This is a genomic window from Sphingobium sp. D43FB (genome assembly GCF_002312805.1).
Lineage (GTDB): Bacteria > Pseudomonadota > Alphaproteobacteria > Sphingomonadales > Sphingomonadaceae > Sphingobium.
Window position 1 is genome coordinate 50,322 of sequence record NZ_NMUA01000020.1, and the last position, 15,963, is coordinate 66,284.

17 protein-coding genes are annotated in these 15,963 nt (G+C 62.7%); 6 read left to right on the forward strand and 11 right to left on the reverse strand.

What is annotated here, in order from left to right:
• The first annotated feature begins 124 nt into the window (after positions 1 to 124).
• The gene (locus tag SxD43FB_RS16310; protein ID WP_096063092.1) at positions 125 to 877 is read left to right on the forward strand and encodes a sulfite exporter TauE/SafE family protein; all 753 of its coding nucleotides are present in this window, start codon (positions 125 to 127) and stop codon (positions 875 to 877) included.
• 99 nt (positions 878 to 976) lie between these two features.
• Here SxD43FB_RS16310 and purC read toward each other — a convergent pair whose 3' ends face one another.
• The 5 genes from purC to otsB all read right to left on the reverse strand — a co-directional run bounded on the left by purC (position 977) and on the right by otsB (position 6,058).
• On the reverse strand, positions 977 to 1,765 hold the full coding sequence (gene purC, locus SxD43FB_RS16315; RefSeq protein ID WP_037477075.1) for a phosphoribosylaminoimidazolesuccinocarboxamide synthase: 789 nt from the start codon (positions 1,763 to 1,765) through the stop codon (positions 977 to 979).
• A 130-nt stretch (positions 1,766 to 1,895) separates the two neighbouring features.
• Positions 1,896 to 2,027 carry a hypothetical protein gene (locus tag SxD43FB_RS25945; protein WP_255245759.1) on the reverse strand — a complete coding sequence of 44 codons (132 nt, stop codon included), beginning with the start codon at positions 2,025 to 2,027 and terminating at the stop codon, positions 1,896 to 1,898.
• Positions 2,028 to 2,036: 9 nt separating this feature from the next.
• Complete coding sequence (gene otsA / locus SxD43FB_RS16320) at positions 2,037 to 3,443, reverse strand: alpha,alpha-trehalose-phosphate synthase (UDP-forming) (RefSeq protein WP_096063093.1); 1,407 nt, start codon at positions 3,441 to 3,443, stop codon at positions 2,037 to 2,039.
• Positions 3,440 to 5,245 (reverse strand): glycoside hydrolase family 15 protein, encoded by a 1,806-nt coding sequence (locus tag SxD43FB_RS16325; RefSeq protein WP_255245760.1) that lies wholly within the window; start codon positions 5,243 to 5,245, stop codon positions 3,440 to 3,442. Before SxD43FB_RS16325 ends, otsA begins: the two co-directional genes overlap by 4 nt.
• Before the next feature lie 66 nt (positions 5,246 to 5,311).
• Positions 5,312 to 6,058 (reverse strand): trehalose-phosphatase, encoded by a 747-nt coding sequence (gene otsB / locus SxD43FB_RS16330; RefSeq protein WP_255245761.1) that lies wholly within the window; start codon positions 6,056 to 6,058, stop codon positions 5,312 to 5,314.
• Positions 6,059 to 6,187: 129 nt separating this feature from the next.
• Between otsB and parC the strand changes: the two genes are divergently transcribed.
• Both parC and SxD43FB_RS16340 read left to right on the forward strand, forming a co-directional pair.
• Complete coding sequence (parC, locus tag SxD43FB_RS16335) at positions 6,188 to 8,476, forward strand: DNA topoisomerase IV subunit A (protein ID WP_096063118.1); 2,289 nt, start codon at positions 6,188 to 6,190, stop codon at positions 8,474 to 8,476.
• A gap of 68 nt (positions 8,477 to 8,544) precedes the next feature.
• Positions 8,545 to 10,293, forward strand: a complete 1,749-nt coding sequence (locus tag SxD43FB_RS16340) for a bifunctional diguanylate cyclase/phosphodiesterase (protein ID WP_037477082.1) — start codon at positions 8,545 to 8,547, stop codon at positions 10,291 to 10,293.
• On the opposite strand, the gene SxD43FB_RS16345 is transcribed toward SxD43FB_RS16340, so the two are convergent.
• Genes SxD43FB_RS16345 through SxD43FB_RS16360 form a run of 4 tightly spaced genes read right to left on the reverse strand, consistent with a single transcriptional unit; the run spans position 10,257 to position 13,203 of the window.
• On the reverse strand, positions 10,257 to 11,468 hold the full coding sequence (locus SxD43FB_RS16345) for a CCA tRNA nucleotidyltransferase (RefSeq protein WP_096063094.1): 1,212 nt from the start codon (positions 11,466 to 11,468) through the stop codon (positions 10,257 to 10,259). The two genes, SxD43FB_RS16340 and SxD43FB_RS16345, sit on opposite strands and share 37 nt — an antisense overlap.
• Positions 11,449 to 12,060, reverse strand: a complete 612-nt coding sequence (locus tag SxD43FB_RS16350; RefSeq protein ID WP_037477086.1) for a CoA pyrophosphatase — start codon at positions 12,058 to 12,060, stop codon at positions 11,449 to 11,451. Before SxD43FB_RS16350 ends, SxD43FB_RS16345 begins: the two co-directional genes overlap by 20 nt.
• Positions 12,057 to 12,623: a DUF1285 domain-containing protein gene (locus SxD43FB_RS16355; RefSeq protein WP_096063095.1), complete on the reverse strand. Its 567-nt coding sequence runs from the start codon at positions 12,621 to 12,623 to the stop codon at positions 12,057 to 12,059. Before SxD43FB_RS16355 ends, SxD43FB_RS16350 begins: the two co-directional genes overlap by 4 nt.
• 43 nt (positions 12,624 to 12,666) lie before the next feature.
• Positions 12,667 to 13,203 (reverse strand): N-acetyltransferase, encoded by a 537-nt coding sequence (locus SxD43FB_RS16360; RefSeq protein WP_176482812.1) that lies wholly within the window; start codon positions 13,201 to 13,203, stop codon positions 12,667 to 12,669.
• Positions 13,204 to 13,313: 110 nt separating this feature from the next.
• On the opposite strand from SxD43FB_RS16360, the gene SxD43FB_RS16365 reads away from it, so the two are divergent.
• Complete coding sequence (locus tag SxD43FB_RS16365) at positions 13,314 to 13,697, forward strand: dihydroneopterin aldolase (RefSeq protein ID WP_037477088.1); 384 nt, start codon at positions 13,314 to 13,316, stop codon at positions 13,695 to 13,697.
• Positions 13,698 to 13,711: 14 nt separating this feature from the next.
• On the opposite strand, the gene SxD43FB_RS16370 is transcribed toward SxD43FB_RS16365, so the two are convergent.
• Positions 13,712 to 14,659: a 2-oxoglutarate and iron-dependent oxygenase domain-containing protein gene (locus SxD43FB_RS16370; RefSeq protein WP_096063120.1), complete on the reverse strand. Its 948-nt coding sequence runs from the start codon at positions 14,657 to 14,659 to the stop codon at positions 13,712 to 13,714.
• Positions 14,660 to 14,762: 103 nt separating this feature from the next.
• On the opposite strand from SxD43FB_RS16370, the gene SxD43FB_RS16375 reads away from it, so the two are divergent.
• On the forward strand, positions 14,763 to 15,170 hold the full coding sequence (locus SxD43FB_RS16375; protein WP_096063096.1) for an EVE domain-containing protein: 408 nt from the start codon (positions 14,763 to 14,765) through the stop codon (positions 15,168 to 15,170).
• A 150-nt stretch (positions 15,171 to 15,320) separates the two neighbouring features.
• A complete protein-coding gene (locus SxD43FB_RS16380; protein ID WP_037477094.1) occupies positions 15,321 to 15,602 on the forward strand; it encodes a hypothetical protein in 282 nt (93 codons plus the stop codon).
• A gap of 55 nt (positions 15,603 to 15,657) precedes the next feature.
• Here SxD43FB_RS16380 and SxD43FB_RS16385 read toward each other — a convergent pair whose 3' ends face one another.
• Positions 15,658 to 15,960 carry a glycine zipper 2TM domain-containing protein gene (locus SxD43FB_RS16385; RefSeq protein ID WP_037479014.1) on the reverse strand — a complete coding sequence of 101 codons (303 nt, stop codon included), beginning with the start codon at positions 15,958 to 15,960 and terminating at the stop codon, positions 15,658 to 15,660.
• Positions 15,961 to 15,963 lie beyond the last annotated feature (3 nt).

Sequence of the window (15,963 nt, forward strand, 5' to 3'; positions counted from 1 at the left end):
GGATCGACTTTGCGGTCCCCTAGTCCCGGTACAGCGGGGAGGCAAGCCATTATCCCGGCGGATAGCATGGCGACAGCGGCAAAAGCCATTTTGCAAGTGGCGGCATTTTGCCTAAGCGACGGGCATGAACCCCGAAATATCCTATTATGTCTTTGCCGTCACCGCGGTCATCCTCGCCGGCCTTGCCAAGGGCGGCTTTGCCGGGGTGGGCGCGCTTGCCATGCCGGTGATGGCACTTGGTGTCGATCCGGTGCGCGGGGCGGCGATCCTCCTACCCATATTGATCCTGCAGGATGCGGTGAGCGTCTGGGTGTATCGGCGCAGCTGGGACGGGGCGATCCTCAAGGTCATATTGCCGGGGGCGGCGATCGGCATCCTGCTTGGCTGGTTTTTTGCGACCCGCGTGTCGGAAACCGCCGTCCTCGGCGTGCTGGGCGCGATATCGATATTGTTCGGCTTGCAGCGCTTGTGGGTGGAACGGGGCAGCGCCGTGGTGCTGCCCTCCAATTCGCCCGGATGGGTCGGCGTCCTGTTCGGCATCGCCAGCGGCTTCACCAGCCAGATCGCCCATGCCGGGTCGCCACCGTTCCAGATGTGGGTGCTGCCCAAGCGGCTGCCGCGCGATATGCTGGTCGGGACGACGGCTTTGGCCTTTGCCGCGATGAACTGGATGAAGATGCCCGCCTATGCCGCGCTGGGGCAGTTTACCCGCGCGAACCTGATGGCGACCGCAATGCTGGTGCCGGTCGCGGTCGTCTCGACGCTGGCCGGGGTGGCGCTGGTGCGGCGGGTCGATCCGGCGCGCTTCTACACGCTGATTTATGGATTGATGGTGCTGCTGGGCATCAAGCTGGTGGCCGACGCCCTGATGGCCTGACCACCCATCCGTTCGTGTCGAGCGAAGTCGAGAAACGTCCGCATAACGCTTCCCGCTTCTCGACTATGCTCGCAGCGAACGGCGGAAGAAGACTGAAGGTCAGCCTTCTTCCTTCTCCCGCTTCTTGCGATGGGTGTCGAGGTCGAGGACGGTGGTGTCCAGTCCTTCGGGCAGCAGCCCCAGGCGACGCGCGACTTCCTGATAGGCTTCGACTTCGCCGCCCAGGTCGCGACGGAAGCGATCCTTGTCCAGCTTTTCGTTGGTGACCATGTCCCACAGGCGGCAACCATCTGGGCTGATCTCGTCGGCCAGGATCACGCGGCTATAATCGCCGTCATACAAGCGACCGAACTCCAGCTTGAAATCGACAAGGCGGATGCCGATGCCCGCGAACAGCCCGCACATGAAGTCATTGATGCGGATCGCCATGTCGGCAATGTCGTGCATCTCTTCCTGCGTCGCCCAGCCAAAGCAGGCGATATGCTCTTCGGAAATCAGCGGGTCGCCCAGCGCATCATCCTTGTAGCAATATTCGATCAGCGTGCGCGGCAGTTGCGTACCTTCCTCGATCCCCAGCTTCTTGCTGAGCGATCCGGCGGCGACATTGCGCACGACGACTTCGATCGGCACGATTTCGACCTGGCGCACCAACTGCTCGCGCATGTTGAGGCGGCGGATGAAATGGGTCGGCACGCCGATCTGACCGAGCAGAGTGAAGATATGCTCGGAAATCCGGTTGTTCAGCACGCCCTTGCCGGAAATAGTGCCCTTCTTCTGGGCGTTGAAGGCAGTGGCGTCATCCTTGAAATATTGGATGATCGTGCCAGGCTCAGGGCCTTCATAAAGGATCTTTGCCTTGCCTTCGTAAATCTGGCGGCGACGGGCCATGCGCGTTCCTGTCTGGTCAAAAATACTGCGCCCCGACAATCGCGAATCGATAAGGATCAGCGGGTGCCGGGGCTGCTTGGGCCTCGCCCATAGAGCAAAGCGCGCGAGCGTGCAATTGTGCGCCCCTGCGCTACAGCACGTCGCCGAACATCGCCCATAACAAACCAAACCATGCGATCATGCCGACCGTCGCGATGACGACACCCGATCTGGCCTGCAAAGCGGCGACAAGGCCAGTCGGTTCATCGTCATCCTGGGTCATGCACCAGGATTAGCCTTCCGTCGGCTCCGGCTCAACCCGCGCCGTGTCCCGATCAACCGCCATTAGCCGTTCGGTAAAGGATTGCCGCCACCAGCTGATATCCTGCTGTTCCACGCTATCCATCATCGCGCGCCAGCGCCGCTTGCGCTCGTCCAGCGGCATCGCAAGCGCCCGGTTGATCGCATCGGACATTTCTTCCGGGCTATATGGGTTGATGAGCAGCGCGTCCTTGAGCTGCAACGCCGCACCCGCAAAGCGTGAGAGGATCAGCACGCCGGGATCTTCAGGATCCTGCGCGGCGACATATTCCTTGGCGACCAGATTCATGCCATCGCGCAGAGGCGTCACCAGCCCGATTTTGGCGGCGCGATAGATGCCCGCCAGCTTGTCGCGCGGATAGCCCTGATTGACGTAGCGGATCGGGGTCCAGTCCACATCGCTATATTCGCCGTTCAGCCGCCCGGCGAGCGAATCGAGGGTGGCGCGAATCTGCTGGTAGCTCTCTACGTCGCCGCGCGAAGGTGGCGCGACCTGGGTCAGCAGCACCTTGCGATGATGTTCGGGATGGTCCTTGAGGAAGCGGGCATAGCCGTTGAACCGCTCTTCCAGCCCCTTGCTATAGTCAAGCCGATCGACACCGACGATCATCGCGCGATCCTGCAGCGACGCGCGCAGGCGATCGCCCATGTCGCGTGCGGCTTTGCTGACGGCGGCTTCGGCAAATTCCTTGGCATTGATCCCGATCGGGCAAGCCACCGCCTGGATGGTACGATCGCCCACGGTGACGAAATCGCCCTCGACCCGGCCGCCCATTTCCTTCTCGACATAATGGCGGAAGGATTCGAGCCATTCCTCGGTATGGAAACCCACCACATCATAAGCGAACAGGCTGGACACCAGCTTGCTATGATGCGGCAGCGAGACGAGCAGGCGCGTCGGCGGCCAGGGAATGTGCAGGAAGAACCCCATCCGGTTGCGATGACCGCGATCACGCAGCATCTGCCCCAGCGGGATCATATGATAATCATGGACCCAGATGATGTCTTCCGGTTCGATCAACGGCGCGGCTGTGTCGGCGAAACGCTGGTTGACGCGGTTATAGCCGCCTTCGAAATCGCGCGCATATTCGGCCAGGTCGATGCGGAAATGAAAGAGCGGCCACAGCGTCTTGTTCGCATAGCCGTTATAATATTCGTCGATATCCTGTTCTTCCAGGTCGATCGTCGCGGTCTTGACCCCGTCATCCTCGGCAAAGCCGATATGCCCCGTGAAATGATCGGTCACTTCCCCCGACCAGCCGATCCAGGTGCCCCGGCTCTCGCGCAAGGCTTCAGCGAGCGCGACCGCGAGGCCACCCTGATTGCCGGCCTTGGACGGGCGCGACACGCGGTTGGAAATGACTATCAGGCGGCTCATCGCATCATGCTCCACGGTTTGCTCAGCAGGACGGCGCAGTTGATGATGCCGACCAACGAGTAGGTCTGGGGATAGTTGCCCCATAATTCCCCGGTCACAGGGTCGATATCTTCCGACAGCAGCCCTGCGGCAGTACGCCGGGTCAACATCTCCTCGAACAGGGTGCGGGCTTCCTCCTGTCGTCCACTGCGATGCAGTGCTTCAATCAACCAGAAGGTGCAGACATTGAACGCCGTGACCGGCTCGCCGAAATCATCGGGTGCGCTGTATCGCAGCATATCATTGCCCCGGCGCAGGTCCGCCTCCAGCGCGGCGAGCGTCCCCTGAAACATTGGATCGTCCGCGGTCAGGAAACGCAGGTCCAGCAATTGCAACAGCGAGGCGTCGCGCGAATCATCCTCGAAATTGGCGGAGATGGCGTTGCTGTCGCTGCGCCAGGCCGCATCGAGAATGTGGGCCTTCATCGTCTCGGCCCGATTCTGCCAGAGACCGGCGCGGACCGGCAGGTCGAGCGCCGTGGCAGCGTGCGCCAACCGATCGCAGGCCGCCCAGCACATGACCGCGCTATAGCTGTGGACATGGGCGCGCGTGCGTAATTCCCACAAGCCCGCGTCCGGTTTATCATAAACCGCCCAGGCTCGTTCACCCACGGCTTCCAGCGCCTCGAAATCGGCGTGGCCCGCCATACGGAGCAGGCGCTGGTCAATGAAGCCCTGCACCGAGGACAGCACGATCTGGCCATAGGCGTCATGCTGGACCTGTTCATAGGCGGCATTGCCGACCCGCACCGGCCCCATGCCGCGATAGCCCGGCAGGCTTTGTGCCTCCCATTCGGTCAGGGTCGCATTGCCGCGCACATCGTAGAGCGGCTGAATATGCCCGCCCTTGGCGTCGTCCACGATATTGCGCAGATAGACGAGATAGCTTTCCAGCACATCGAGCGCGCCGAGCCGGTTCAACGCCTCGACGGTGTAATAGGCGTCACGCACCCAGCAATAGCGATAGTCCCAGTTCCGCCCGCTATCGGCATGTTCGGGGATCGATGTCGTTAACGCGGCGACGATCGCGCCGGTTTCCTCATGCTGGCATAGCTTGAGCGTAATGGCCGAGCGAATGACGGCTTCCTGCCATTCGGGCGGAATGGCGAGGCCACGGACCCATAGCCGCCATTCTTCGATCGTGTCTTCCAGCATCCGCTCAATCGCTGGACGCAGGGCGTCGGAAAATCCCTCATCCGGCCCCATGAAGAAATGCATGTCCTGTTCCAGCCGGAACCAGCTTTCCTGCGCGATCAGGCCGATGGGGGCGTTGGTCGATACCCGCATCGCCATATAGGACAGCACCATGCGGATATGGTTGGAGCCGTAATTGATCGGCACCGGCTCGTTATTCCAGTTCGTGGTCGGGCGCAGGCGCACGCGAATGCGGGGGCTTCCGGCTACCGGACGAACGATGCGAATGAACGCCACCGGGCGATACATTCGCCCCTTATGCTTGTGGCGCGGGCAGAAATCTAAAATCTCGATCGCATTGCCCTGCGCGTCGGCCTGGCGGGTGACGAGGATGGGGGTGTTGCGCAGATAGGATTGCTCGACCGAGACGCAATCTTCCAGTTCGATCGCCCAAAAGCCGCGCGCTTGCGGATCGTCCCAATCCTTGTCGTCCAGCAGCGCGGAAAAGACCGGGTCGCCATCGACGCGGGGGACGCAGCCCCAGACCATCCGGCCCTTCCGGTCGATCAGGGCGGACGCCTGACAATTGCCGATCGGCCAGAGATCGAGCGAACGCGCCGCTCCGGCCATGAAAGTCTCGCTGGAATGTAGGATCGTTCTGCCCCCTTGCTGTCTGGTCGCACAGGGGCGCTCCGGTCAGTCTGACCGGGCTGCCCCCTCGGCGAGATAATGCCTGACATCGGCAACCTGTTCCAGAGAGAAGGTCGCTAATGTGTGTCGCGGCGGCCCGACCAGGATGCCCGAACCACCATGATCGACCGCAGCGGCAAAGCCTTCCTCGTCGGTCACATCATCGCCGATGAAGACGGGTCTACCACCTTTCATCGGGGCTTCGCGCATCAATTGTGTGACGGCGCTCCCTTTGTCGGCTCCGCCGGGCCGCAATTCGAACAGCATCTTGCCCCGCTGGACGGACAAGCCATGCTGTGTCGCCAAGGCATCGGCCAGGTCGCCCGCCGCCTGCTGCCAATCGGGCGCGCCGCGAAAATGCAACCCGACGCTGATCGATTTGCGCTCCACCAGCACGCCGACCTTATCCTGCGCAAAGACCTGAAAGGCCTCTTCCACCGCGTCGATCGCCGCCAGGCGCGGCGGGGCGTCGGCCGCTTCGCCGGGACGCGCAAATTCCAGGCCATGCGAGCCCGCCAGCAGAAAGTCGCCAAAGCCCAGATCCCGCAGCGTCGCGATCGACCGACCGCTGACGATCGCCAACCGCCCGTCCAGTCGCGCCCGCAACCGATGCAGCATCGGCAAAAGGTCATCGCCCAACACGACTCCATCGGGCGTCTCCGCAATCGGGGTCAGCGTCCCGTCGAAATCGAGGAAGAGCGCGGCGCCAGAGAGCAAGGCGGGCGGCGGGGGGGGGAGGTCGATGATCAGCACGGGAGCAAAATGGCGTCTGCGCGCGAAACCGCAACCCTTGTTCTGCCGCCGTCACAACTTTTCGCGTCGCGGGTCGGCAATCGCCAATCCCCGTTTGCCAAGCGGCGCAGCCCTGCTATTCCCGCGGCGATGACCGATTTTCGCGATCCCTTCGACAGCATCAAGGACCATCCGTTCGACGCGGCGCTGTCGCAACGTTATCTCGTCTATGCGCTGTCCACCATAACCGCGCGATCCTTGCCCGACCTGCGCGATGGCTTGAAGCCGGTCCATCGTCGGCTGCTCTGGGCGATGCGGCTGCTCAAGATGGAACCGGGCGGCGCATCGCCCGATGTGCTTGTCGCCAATCCGGCACGCAATACGACCAGTTACAAGAAATGCGCCCGCGTCGTCGGCGACGTCATCGGCAAATATCACCCCCATGGCGACACATCGGTCTATGACGCGATGGTGCGGTTGGCGCAGGATTTTTCGCTGCGCACGCCCTTGGTCGATGGCCAGGGCAATTTCGGCAATATCGACGGCGATAATGCCGCCGCCATGCGCTATACCGAAGCCCGCCTGACCCAGGCGGCCGCCGATCTCATGGCGGGGCTGGATGAAGGCACGGTCGATTATCGCGCCACCTATAATGGCGAGGATGAGGAGCCGGAGGTTTTCCCCGGCCTGTTCCCCAATCTGCTCGCCAACGGGGCAAGCGGTATCGCGGTCGGCATGGCCACCAGTATCCCGCCGCACAATGTCGCCGAACTGATCGATGCCGCCAATCTGCTGATCGACAATCCCGATACCGATCATGCCAGGCTGATGCAGGTCGTCACCGGACCGGATTTCCCCACCGGCGGCGTGCTGGTCGATAATGCCGCGATGATTTCCGAAGCCTATGCGACCGGGCGCGGCGGCTTCCGCACACGGGCGCGCTGGCACAAGGAAGAGGGCGGGCGCGGCACCTGGGTCGCGATCGTCACCGAAATTCCCTATCAGGTGCAGAAATCGAAGCTGATCGAGCAGATCGCGGCCCTGATCAACGATCGCAAGCTACCGATCCTGGCCGATGTGCGTGACGAGAGCGACACGGAAATCCGCATCGTCATCGAACCGCGCGCCCGCACGGTCGATCCGCAGATGCTGATGGACAGCCTGTTCCGCCTGACCGACCTGGAAAATCGCTTCCCGCTCAACCTCAACGTGCTGGACGCCACCCACACGCCGCGCGTGATGGGGCTGAAATCCGTTCTGGTCGAATGGCTCAAGCATCAGATCGAGGTGCTGGTCCGGCGCGCACAGCATCGGCTGGAAAAGATCGCCGCCCGGCTCGACCTGCTCGACGGCTATATCATCGCCTATCTCAACCTCGACCGGGTGATCGCCATCATCCGTACCGAGGATGAGCCCAAGCCCGTGATGATCGCCGAGTTCGCGCTTAACGACCGGCAAGCCGAAGCCATCCTCAACATGCGGCTGCGCAGCCTGCGTAAGCTGGAGGAGATGGAATTGCGGCGCGAGCATGCCGAGTTGGTCAAGGAAAAGGACGAGTTGGAGAAGCTGGTCGGGGACACGGGCCTCCAGCGCAAGCGCCTGAAGCGCGACCTCGCGGCGCTGCGCAAGCGCTATGGGCCAGAGACGGACCTGGGACGTCGCCGCACGCTGGTCGAAGAAGCCGCCCCGGCCCGCGAAATCCCGCTCGAAGCGATGATCGAGCGCGAGCCGATCACAGTGATCCTGTCCGAGCGCGGCTGGATACGCGCGATGAGCGGCCATCGCGATCTGGCGGCGGCTGATACGCTAAAGTTCAAGGAAGGCGACGGCCCGCATTATGCGTTCCACGCCTATACGACCGACAAGCTGCTGCTGGCGACCAGCACCGGCCGCATCTACACCCTTGGCTCAGACAAGCTGCCGGGTGGCCGGGGCTTTGGCGATCCGGTGCGGTCGCTGGTCGATATGGACAATGAAGGGACAATCGTCGCCTTCATGCCCGCCCGGACCAGCAAGGAATTATTGCTCGCCTCTTCCGATGGGCGCGGCTTCATTGCGGCGGTCAGCGATATCATTGCCGAAACGCGCAAGGGCAAGCAGGTCGTCAACATTCGCGCCGGCGCAAAGCTGGCCATCGTCCACCCCATCGCTCCGCAAGCGGACAGCGTCGCGATCATAGGGGAGAACCGTAAATTGCTGGTCTTCGCGCTGGATGAGATGCCGAAAATGGCGCGGGGGCAGGGCGTACAGCTACAGCGCTATCGCGATGGCGGGCTGTCCGATGCGATCGCCTTCCGCCTGGCCGACGGGTTGAGTTGGACGATGGGCGGCGACAGCGGTCGGACGCGCACCGAATCGGACATGACCCCCTGGAAAGTCGCGCGCGGCGCGGCCGGACGGATGCCGCCGACCGGATTTCCCCGTGACAATCGCTTTTAATGTCTGATTTGTCCAAAGAGCGACCAGACGTTTCCTGAAAATTTACCGGTTCCCGATATCGCGGGGCCATGGAATCCATTGCGGCGTGCAACTGGCCAGTGAAAAGGTCCAGCGAAGATCCCCTCGGCGGGGGGGATGCTGCACAGGTCGATCAGATGGTGGCCAGCCGCCAATGGTTGGCAGCCTTGCCACAGCCGTCCGCCATCTTATCGGTGCAGGATGATGACGACATCGTCGTGCTGGAGGCCAACGCCGCGTTCACTGAGGCCTTCCGATCGCGTGGACTATCGCACATCATGGAACAGGTCGCTACCGAATGGCGCGATCGGGTCAAAAGTTTCATAAGGTCGGATCGACCCTGCGATAGCTTCGAACTGCGGCGCGACGGCGCGTTGGGGCCGGAATATTTCATGTGTACGATCGGGCGACTCCCCACCGATGGTCCACCCCATTTTCTCTTCACGGCGATCGATCGCACCAGCGACCGGACGATGGAGAAAAATCTGCGCCGCGAGCTTCTGTCGGATGGCTTGACGGCGCTCCCCAACCGGACCGGGTTTGGTGAAGAGATTGACGATCGGCTCAGCAATAGCGTCTGGCCGGACAATGCCCAATTTGGCATCATTGCGATCGATCTCAGTCGTTTCAGCCGTGTCAATGAATCGCTCGGCCCGATGGCGGGCGACGAACTGTTGATCACCGTGGCGAAGCGCCTGAAATCCAGCCTGCGGCAGGGCGATGTGCTGGCACGCATCGGCGGCAATGACTTTGCCATTTTTGCGCGTCTTAACAATGGCCTATCAGACGCTTTGCATATCGTGCAGAGGATCCGGGAAGCGCTCAGTTCCCCGATTCGGCTAAGTGATCTGCAGATCCGGGTGGACTGTGCCATTGGGTGCGCGCTGTCGATCGACCTGGACGATGATCCGGACGATGTGGTCCGCAAGGCGCAGGCGGCAGTCAAGATCGCCAAGCGCAGCGGCAAGGTCGAAATCTATCGCAACGGCGTGTTGAAGGAAGCGCAACGGCGCTTTTCGATCGAGAGCCGGTTGCGCGAAGCGCTGGCCCATGGTGGCCTGACGCTGGCCTATCAGCCGCTCATCCATCTGCAGACCGGCGAAATCACCGGTTTCGAAGCACTGGCGCGCTGGCATGACCCCGAATTGGGCCATGTCCCGCCAGTCGAATTTATCGCCGTCGCCGAGGAAAGCGGCCTGATCACGTCGCTTGGCCGCTGGGCCGCCTATGAAGCGGCACAGGCGCTATCGCGCTGGGACGTGCGTTATGGCCAGCCCTTGCCGGTCGGCGTCAACGTCAACCTCTCGCCGATCCAGATGGCGCGCGATGATGTCGCCTCCATGTTCGAGGAAGCGTTGCGCTATTCGGGCGTCGCGGGCAGCCGGTTGACGGCGGAACTCACTGAAAGCGCGATCATCGCCGACCCTGACAAGGCGCGCAAACTCCTGTTCGCGCTCAAGGATCTGCAGATGCCGATCGCAATGGACGATTTCGGCACTGGCTTTTCCAACCTCGCCAGCCTGCACAGCCTGCCGATCGATATCCTCAAGATCGACCGCAGTTTTGTGTCGTCCATGGCGGAGGATCGCGACAAGGCGGTCATCGTCCGCACCATCCTGTCACTGGCCGAATCGCTCAACCTCAAGGTCACGGCCGAGGGTATCGAGACGCAGGAACTCGCGCTCGCCTTGCAGCAAATGGGCTGCTGGCAGGGGCAGGGCTATTATTTCGCCAAGCCGATGAACGAGGCGGATGCCTTCGATTACTGGCGCGCGCGCTGGAATTTCGAAACCGTCTGATCGGCGATCAGGCCGACGCGCGTCGCATCGGGAAAATTCTCTTCCACCCAGATTTTCTGCACTTCCTGCAAGGCCTTGGCGACATCCGGGCCGGGCGGCAGGCCGCGCGCGATCAGCGCACCGCCGCTGATCGGCAATGTCGGCGGCGTCCATCCGTCAAGTGAAGTGAGCGCCGACAAGGGCCGGTCGACATCAAGCAAGAGCCGGTCGATTGCGCTTTCCGCCCCAACTCGGTAGGCCAAGGCACGCGGCGCTTCATCCGCTGGTCCCGGTTCGACCGCCAGCACCAGCCGCTTGCGCGCCTTGTTCGACAGTTTGAGCCGGGCACCGATCTGTTCGACGGTAGCCGGGTCGGGAGGCAAGAGGGCGGCCAGTCGCCGGAGCGCCGAGGGCGGCGTTCCCGAAGCCGCCTCGCGCGCCATCAATCTTTCCATGCGATCTATGCCCGCATGGTCGATTTCGGGCAGAACCGCCCGCAATATGCCACCATCGACCATCAGCCGCAGCGCACGGAGAGGCGCCGCAACCGCCAGCAATTTGATCAGTTCATCCGCAATGCGTTCGCGCGACAAAGCCATCAGGCTTTTGGCGGCGGCGCGGCACGCGGCATAGGCGTCATCGTCCACCACATCACCGCCATAACGGGCGAGGAAGCGGAAATAGCGCAGGATGCGCAGATGATCCTCGGCAATGCGCGCCTCGGCGTCCCCTATGAAGCGCAGGCGTCGCGCCTCCAGATCGGCGACACCGCCGAAGAAATCTGTGACCTCTCGGCTCAACGGATCGGCATAGAGCGCATTGATGGTGAAATCCCGCCGCGCCGCATCTTCGCGCCAGTCGTCGGTATAGGCGATGGTCGCCCGGCGGCCGTCGGTGCTGACGTCCCGCCGCAGCGTCGTGATCTCCACGGGCCAGCCCGATAGGACCGCAGTAATGGTGCCATGGTCGATGCCCGTCGGCACCGCCTTGATCCCCGCCGCCTTGAGCCGATCGACCACATCATGCGGATCGAGCGTGGTCGCAATGTCCAGGTCGTTGACCGCAAGCCCCAGCAACCCGTCGCGCCCCGCCCCGCCGACGAAGCGCGCCTGCCCCTGCGCTGCGCCCAGCGCGTCGAGCAGGCCATCGAGGCCCGGCCGATGTCGCCACTCGGCGTCAGGCAGCAGGATGGTCATGGCCGAGCCTGCGCGAGAGGTTGGCGAGAATGGCGGCGGTCACGCCCCAGATGCGGCGTTCCTGCCAGACAATTTCATAATAATGGCGCATAACCCCATCAAATTCCACGACATGGCGGGTGCGGTTGGCAGGGTCCAGGGCATAGGCCAGCGGCAGTTCGAACCAGTCGGCCACTTCACTCTCCTGCGCGCGTAAGGGCAGGTCGGGCGGCACCACCGCCAGCACCGGGACGATGTCGAAACCCGTGAAGGTATGATATCGATCCGACGTGCCGATGACCTGCGGCACATGGCGCGGCAGGCCGATTTCCTCCTCCGCCTCGCGCAAGGCACCTGCAATCTCATCGGCATCCTCGGCATCGACACGCCCGCCCGGAAAGGCGATCTGCCCCGCATGTTTGCGCAAAGCTGCCGACCGCTGCGTCAGGATCAGGCCCGGCTCGCGCCGGTCGGTGACCGCCACCAGCACCGCCGCCGGGGCCAGCGCGAGTGTCCCGTCGATGCGCGGATCGCGCGTGTCCGACAGCAGCACATCCGTCTCGCGCTGATGCCCTTCCCGAAGCGCGGCGCGCAGCCGCTCCGCCAGCGTCATGCGGTCCCATCCAGCGGAAAGAAGCGGCCATGGCTCCACAGGCCGACCCGTTCGCCCGCTTCCTCCAGCGCCATGTTCATCATCTCATAATAGACGCTGCGGTTAATGAGCGCTTCCAGCCCGCTACGCACATGGAGATAGGGGTGGGGACCATCCGCCGTTTCGCGCACGACCAGTTCATGATCCGGCCCCGCTGCGATCAGGTCGCCGGTGTTGAGGCGGAAGGCGAGCGCGCGGTCCCGTCCTTCGCCTTCGCTCTTCAATTCGACGGCGACGAACGGCGCATCTTCGACCACGATATCGAGTTTCTCGACCGGCGTGACCAGCACATAGCTGCCGTCCGGCTCGCGGCGCAGGATCGTGGAAAACAGCCGCACCATCGCTTCCCGCCCGATCGGCGACCCTTGATGAAACCAGGTGCCATCACGCGCGATCCGCATCTCGCTGTCGCCGCAATGGGCGGGATTCCATTGCTCTACGGGCGGCAGGCGCTTTTCATCGGCCAGCCGGGCAATATCGGCCAGGGACAGGGTGGCGAGGTCGGGGAGGGGCTCCATGGGCATGAGATCGAGATAGGCACGGCCTTGCCCGAAGGCAAAGGGGGATTCAGGCCGCGACCGCGATTCTGGGGCCGAGCATCCCGATACCGCCCACGGCACGGCCATCGACCGACAGAGCCAGCAGGCGGCGCGGCTCGAACGGGCCAGGCGCATCCCATCCGCCGGTGCCCTGGGCATCAAAGCCCCAAAAGCGGCCATAATATTCCGGGTCGCCGATCATCATCAGCGGCTCGCTGCGCCGGCCGCGGGCGGCATCGATCACGGCGTCCATCATCGCGCGGCCATGGCCGCCCTTCTGATGGGCTGGCTCAACCGCGACCGGGCCAATCATGATGAGCGGCATCTGCGTGCCATCCGCCTGCGTCAGCGCGACGGGCCAGCTTTGCAGCGATCCGATCAACATCCCGTCAGCGTCCAGCGTGGCGACGGACAAGTCGGCCAGCCAGGGCATCCCATCCCTGATCCGATACGCCGTGCGACCATGGCGATCCGGTCCGAAGGCGGCATCCAGCAGCGCCTCGATCGCCATGACAGGCTGACTATTCAAGGGAACAATCTGAGACACGTCTTGCCGATCCGCCATCAATGGCGCATGGACCGCGCCGGAAGCGGCGGGCTTTAGCGCTCGCGTCGCAAAATGAAAGACTAAAGAGGCCCGTCGCAACAGCAGCAACGGGCCGCATATGGCGGACCATGCAGACTGGATTTGACGATTTTCTGACGTTGGAGGTCAATAATCTCCATGTCGACGTGCTGACCGGCATCTATTCGGAGGAGACACATCTCCCCCAGCCGTTGCGCATTTCCATCCGCGCACGGCTGAAGATCGCCGATCATTATGCGCCGGATACGCCGCTTGGCCAGTCCAAAAATTACATGGACCTCAAACATGCCGCGTCCACCGCGCTGCCCGAAGGCGTGCATTTCACACTGATCGAAGCGGTGGCCGACCATATCATCGACACCATTTTCATGCAGGATGCGATGGTCAGCCATGTCGAGGTGAAGATCGTCAAGCTCGCTTTGTCCGAGCGTGGCGAGGAAATCGGCATCACGCTCGGACGCGGGCGGAAGTAAACGCCGCCCGGCTCTTAGGCCTTTTTGATCAGCCCGATCTCGATCAACCGCTCGGTCAGATAATCATGCGCGGTGATCGGCGGATCGCGGCGCGGATTCTCGGCGCTGACGCATTGCGGCAGCGCGTCGATCAGGAAATCCGGACGCAGATGCAGGAAGAAGGGCATCGAATAGCGCGAATGGCCGCGCCGCTCCGGTGGCGGATTGACGACGCGATGGCTGGTCGAAGGCAGCAGATGGTTGGTCAACCGCTGCAGCATGTCGCCGACATTGATCGCCAGCGCGCCGGGCGGCGGCACCACCGGCAGCCAGTTGCCGTTGCGATCCTTCAGCTCCAGCCCGCCTTCCTCCGCGCCCAATAACAGGGTGATGAGGTTGATATCCTCATGCGCGCCCGCGCGAATGCCCGGAGCCTGTGGCGATACGGGGGGATAATGGAGTAGGCGCAGGATCGAATTGCCCTTGTCGATCGGCCCGTCAAACCAGCGTTCGGGCAAGTCGAGATAGAGCGCGATCGCCGACAGCAATTCCGCGCCGACCCGGTCGAACTCGCGATAGAGCGGGGCGAACACTGCCTTGAACGCCGGCATGTCGTCCGGCCAGACATTGGGTGGCATGGTTTGCGCCAAAGGATCGCCGGCAGGCAGGTCACGACCGACATGCCAGAATTCTTTGAGGTCATTCTCGCTCGCGCCCTTGGCGATTTCCGTACCGAACGCGGTATAGCCGCGCTGCCCGCCATTATTCTTCGCGTCGTAACGGCGCTTGACCGTATCGGGCAGGGCGAAGAATTCCCGCGCCATCGCCCATCCGGCGTCGATCAGTTGCTGGTCCATCCCATGGTCGCGCACCATCGCGAAACCGAACTGCTGAAAGGACCGGCCGAACGCCTGGGCAAAATCGGCTTTGTCCAATTCTGCCATGGACAGGACCGGGACTTGGTCGATCATCGTCTGCGACACGTCATTATCTCCAAAAAATCGTCGCTGCGCGCCCTCTGCTGGCGGCGCGGCGGTGCATGAAGCCATCCTTGATCGGCCAACGACGCTGATGCAAGGAGGCAGAATGAACTATTGGCTGATGAAATCGGAACCCGACGTATTTTCCTATGACGACCTGGTCGCCAAGGGAAAGGCCGAATGGGACGGCGTGCGCAACCATGCGGCGCAGGGGCATATGAAAGCGATGCGCAAGGGCGACCTTGCCTTCTTCTATCACAGCAACATTGGCGTGGAAGCGGTCGGCATCCTGACGATCGTCGAAGAGGCTGCGCCCGATAGCACCGACGATAGCGGCAAGTGGATCGCGGTACATGTCGCGCCGCATCGGAAACTGGATCGCCCGGTCACGCTCAAGGCCATGAAGGCTGATCCGGCGCTCGCCGACATGGTCATGCTGCGCCAGTCGCGCCTGTCGGTGGCACCACTGACGCAAGCCCAGTTCGAGCATATCGTCGCCATGTCCAAGGGATGAAGGCCGCCACAGGCGGATTGCGTTCGGCGCAACCGCATGGTCGTTCTTTGCGATTGCCGTCATGCCGCGCTGCAACATAAAAGCGTCGTCAACAGAACAAGAATATACAGAGGTGTTTGATCGGCATTCACAAGGAGAAAACCCATGCGAATGCTGTCCAAGTTTGTTGCCGCCAGCGCCCTGAGCGCTTTTGTTGCCATCGCCGCCCCTGCCCAGGCTGAAGAAGCTGGCAAGCAGCGCTTCACGCACGAAGGTTATACCTATGTGTATGAAGTGAAGGACACGAAAACCGGCAAGCTGATTTCCGGTCGTCGTTTCCCTGATGCCGTCGCGTTCAACCTCTCGGTCAAGAACGGCCGCGTGTCGGGCGTGTCGGGCGGCCAGAATGTCGCGTTCAAGGTCGACGAAGCGCGCGGCGCAGCGTCGAACTGATCTTTCGATCCGTCGAATAAAAAGGGCGGCGTCCGACGGGACGCCGCCTTTTTTGTTAGCGGCAGCGACGCTTGCTGTCGATTTCCTTGCCCAACAGCGCGCCGCCAGCGGCACCAAGCAATGTGCCGGTCGTGCGTTCGCCGCGCGTATCGATGGCGCGACCCAGCAGGGCACCGCCCACACCACCGACGATCAGGCCGGTCGTGCCGTTGGATTTGCGGCAATAGGTGCGCCCGTCGCGACCGCGCCACTCCTTGTACCGATGATTCTTGCGTGCTTCCGCGCCTTCGATCGGGATCGCCATCGACATCGGGATGGCCAGCGAAACGGCCGCCAGGGCCAGCATTGCTTTACGCATGAA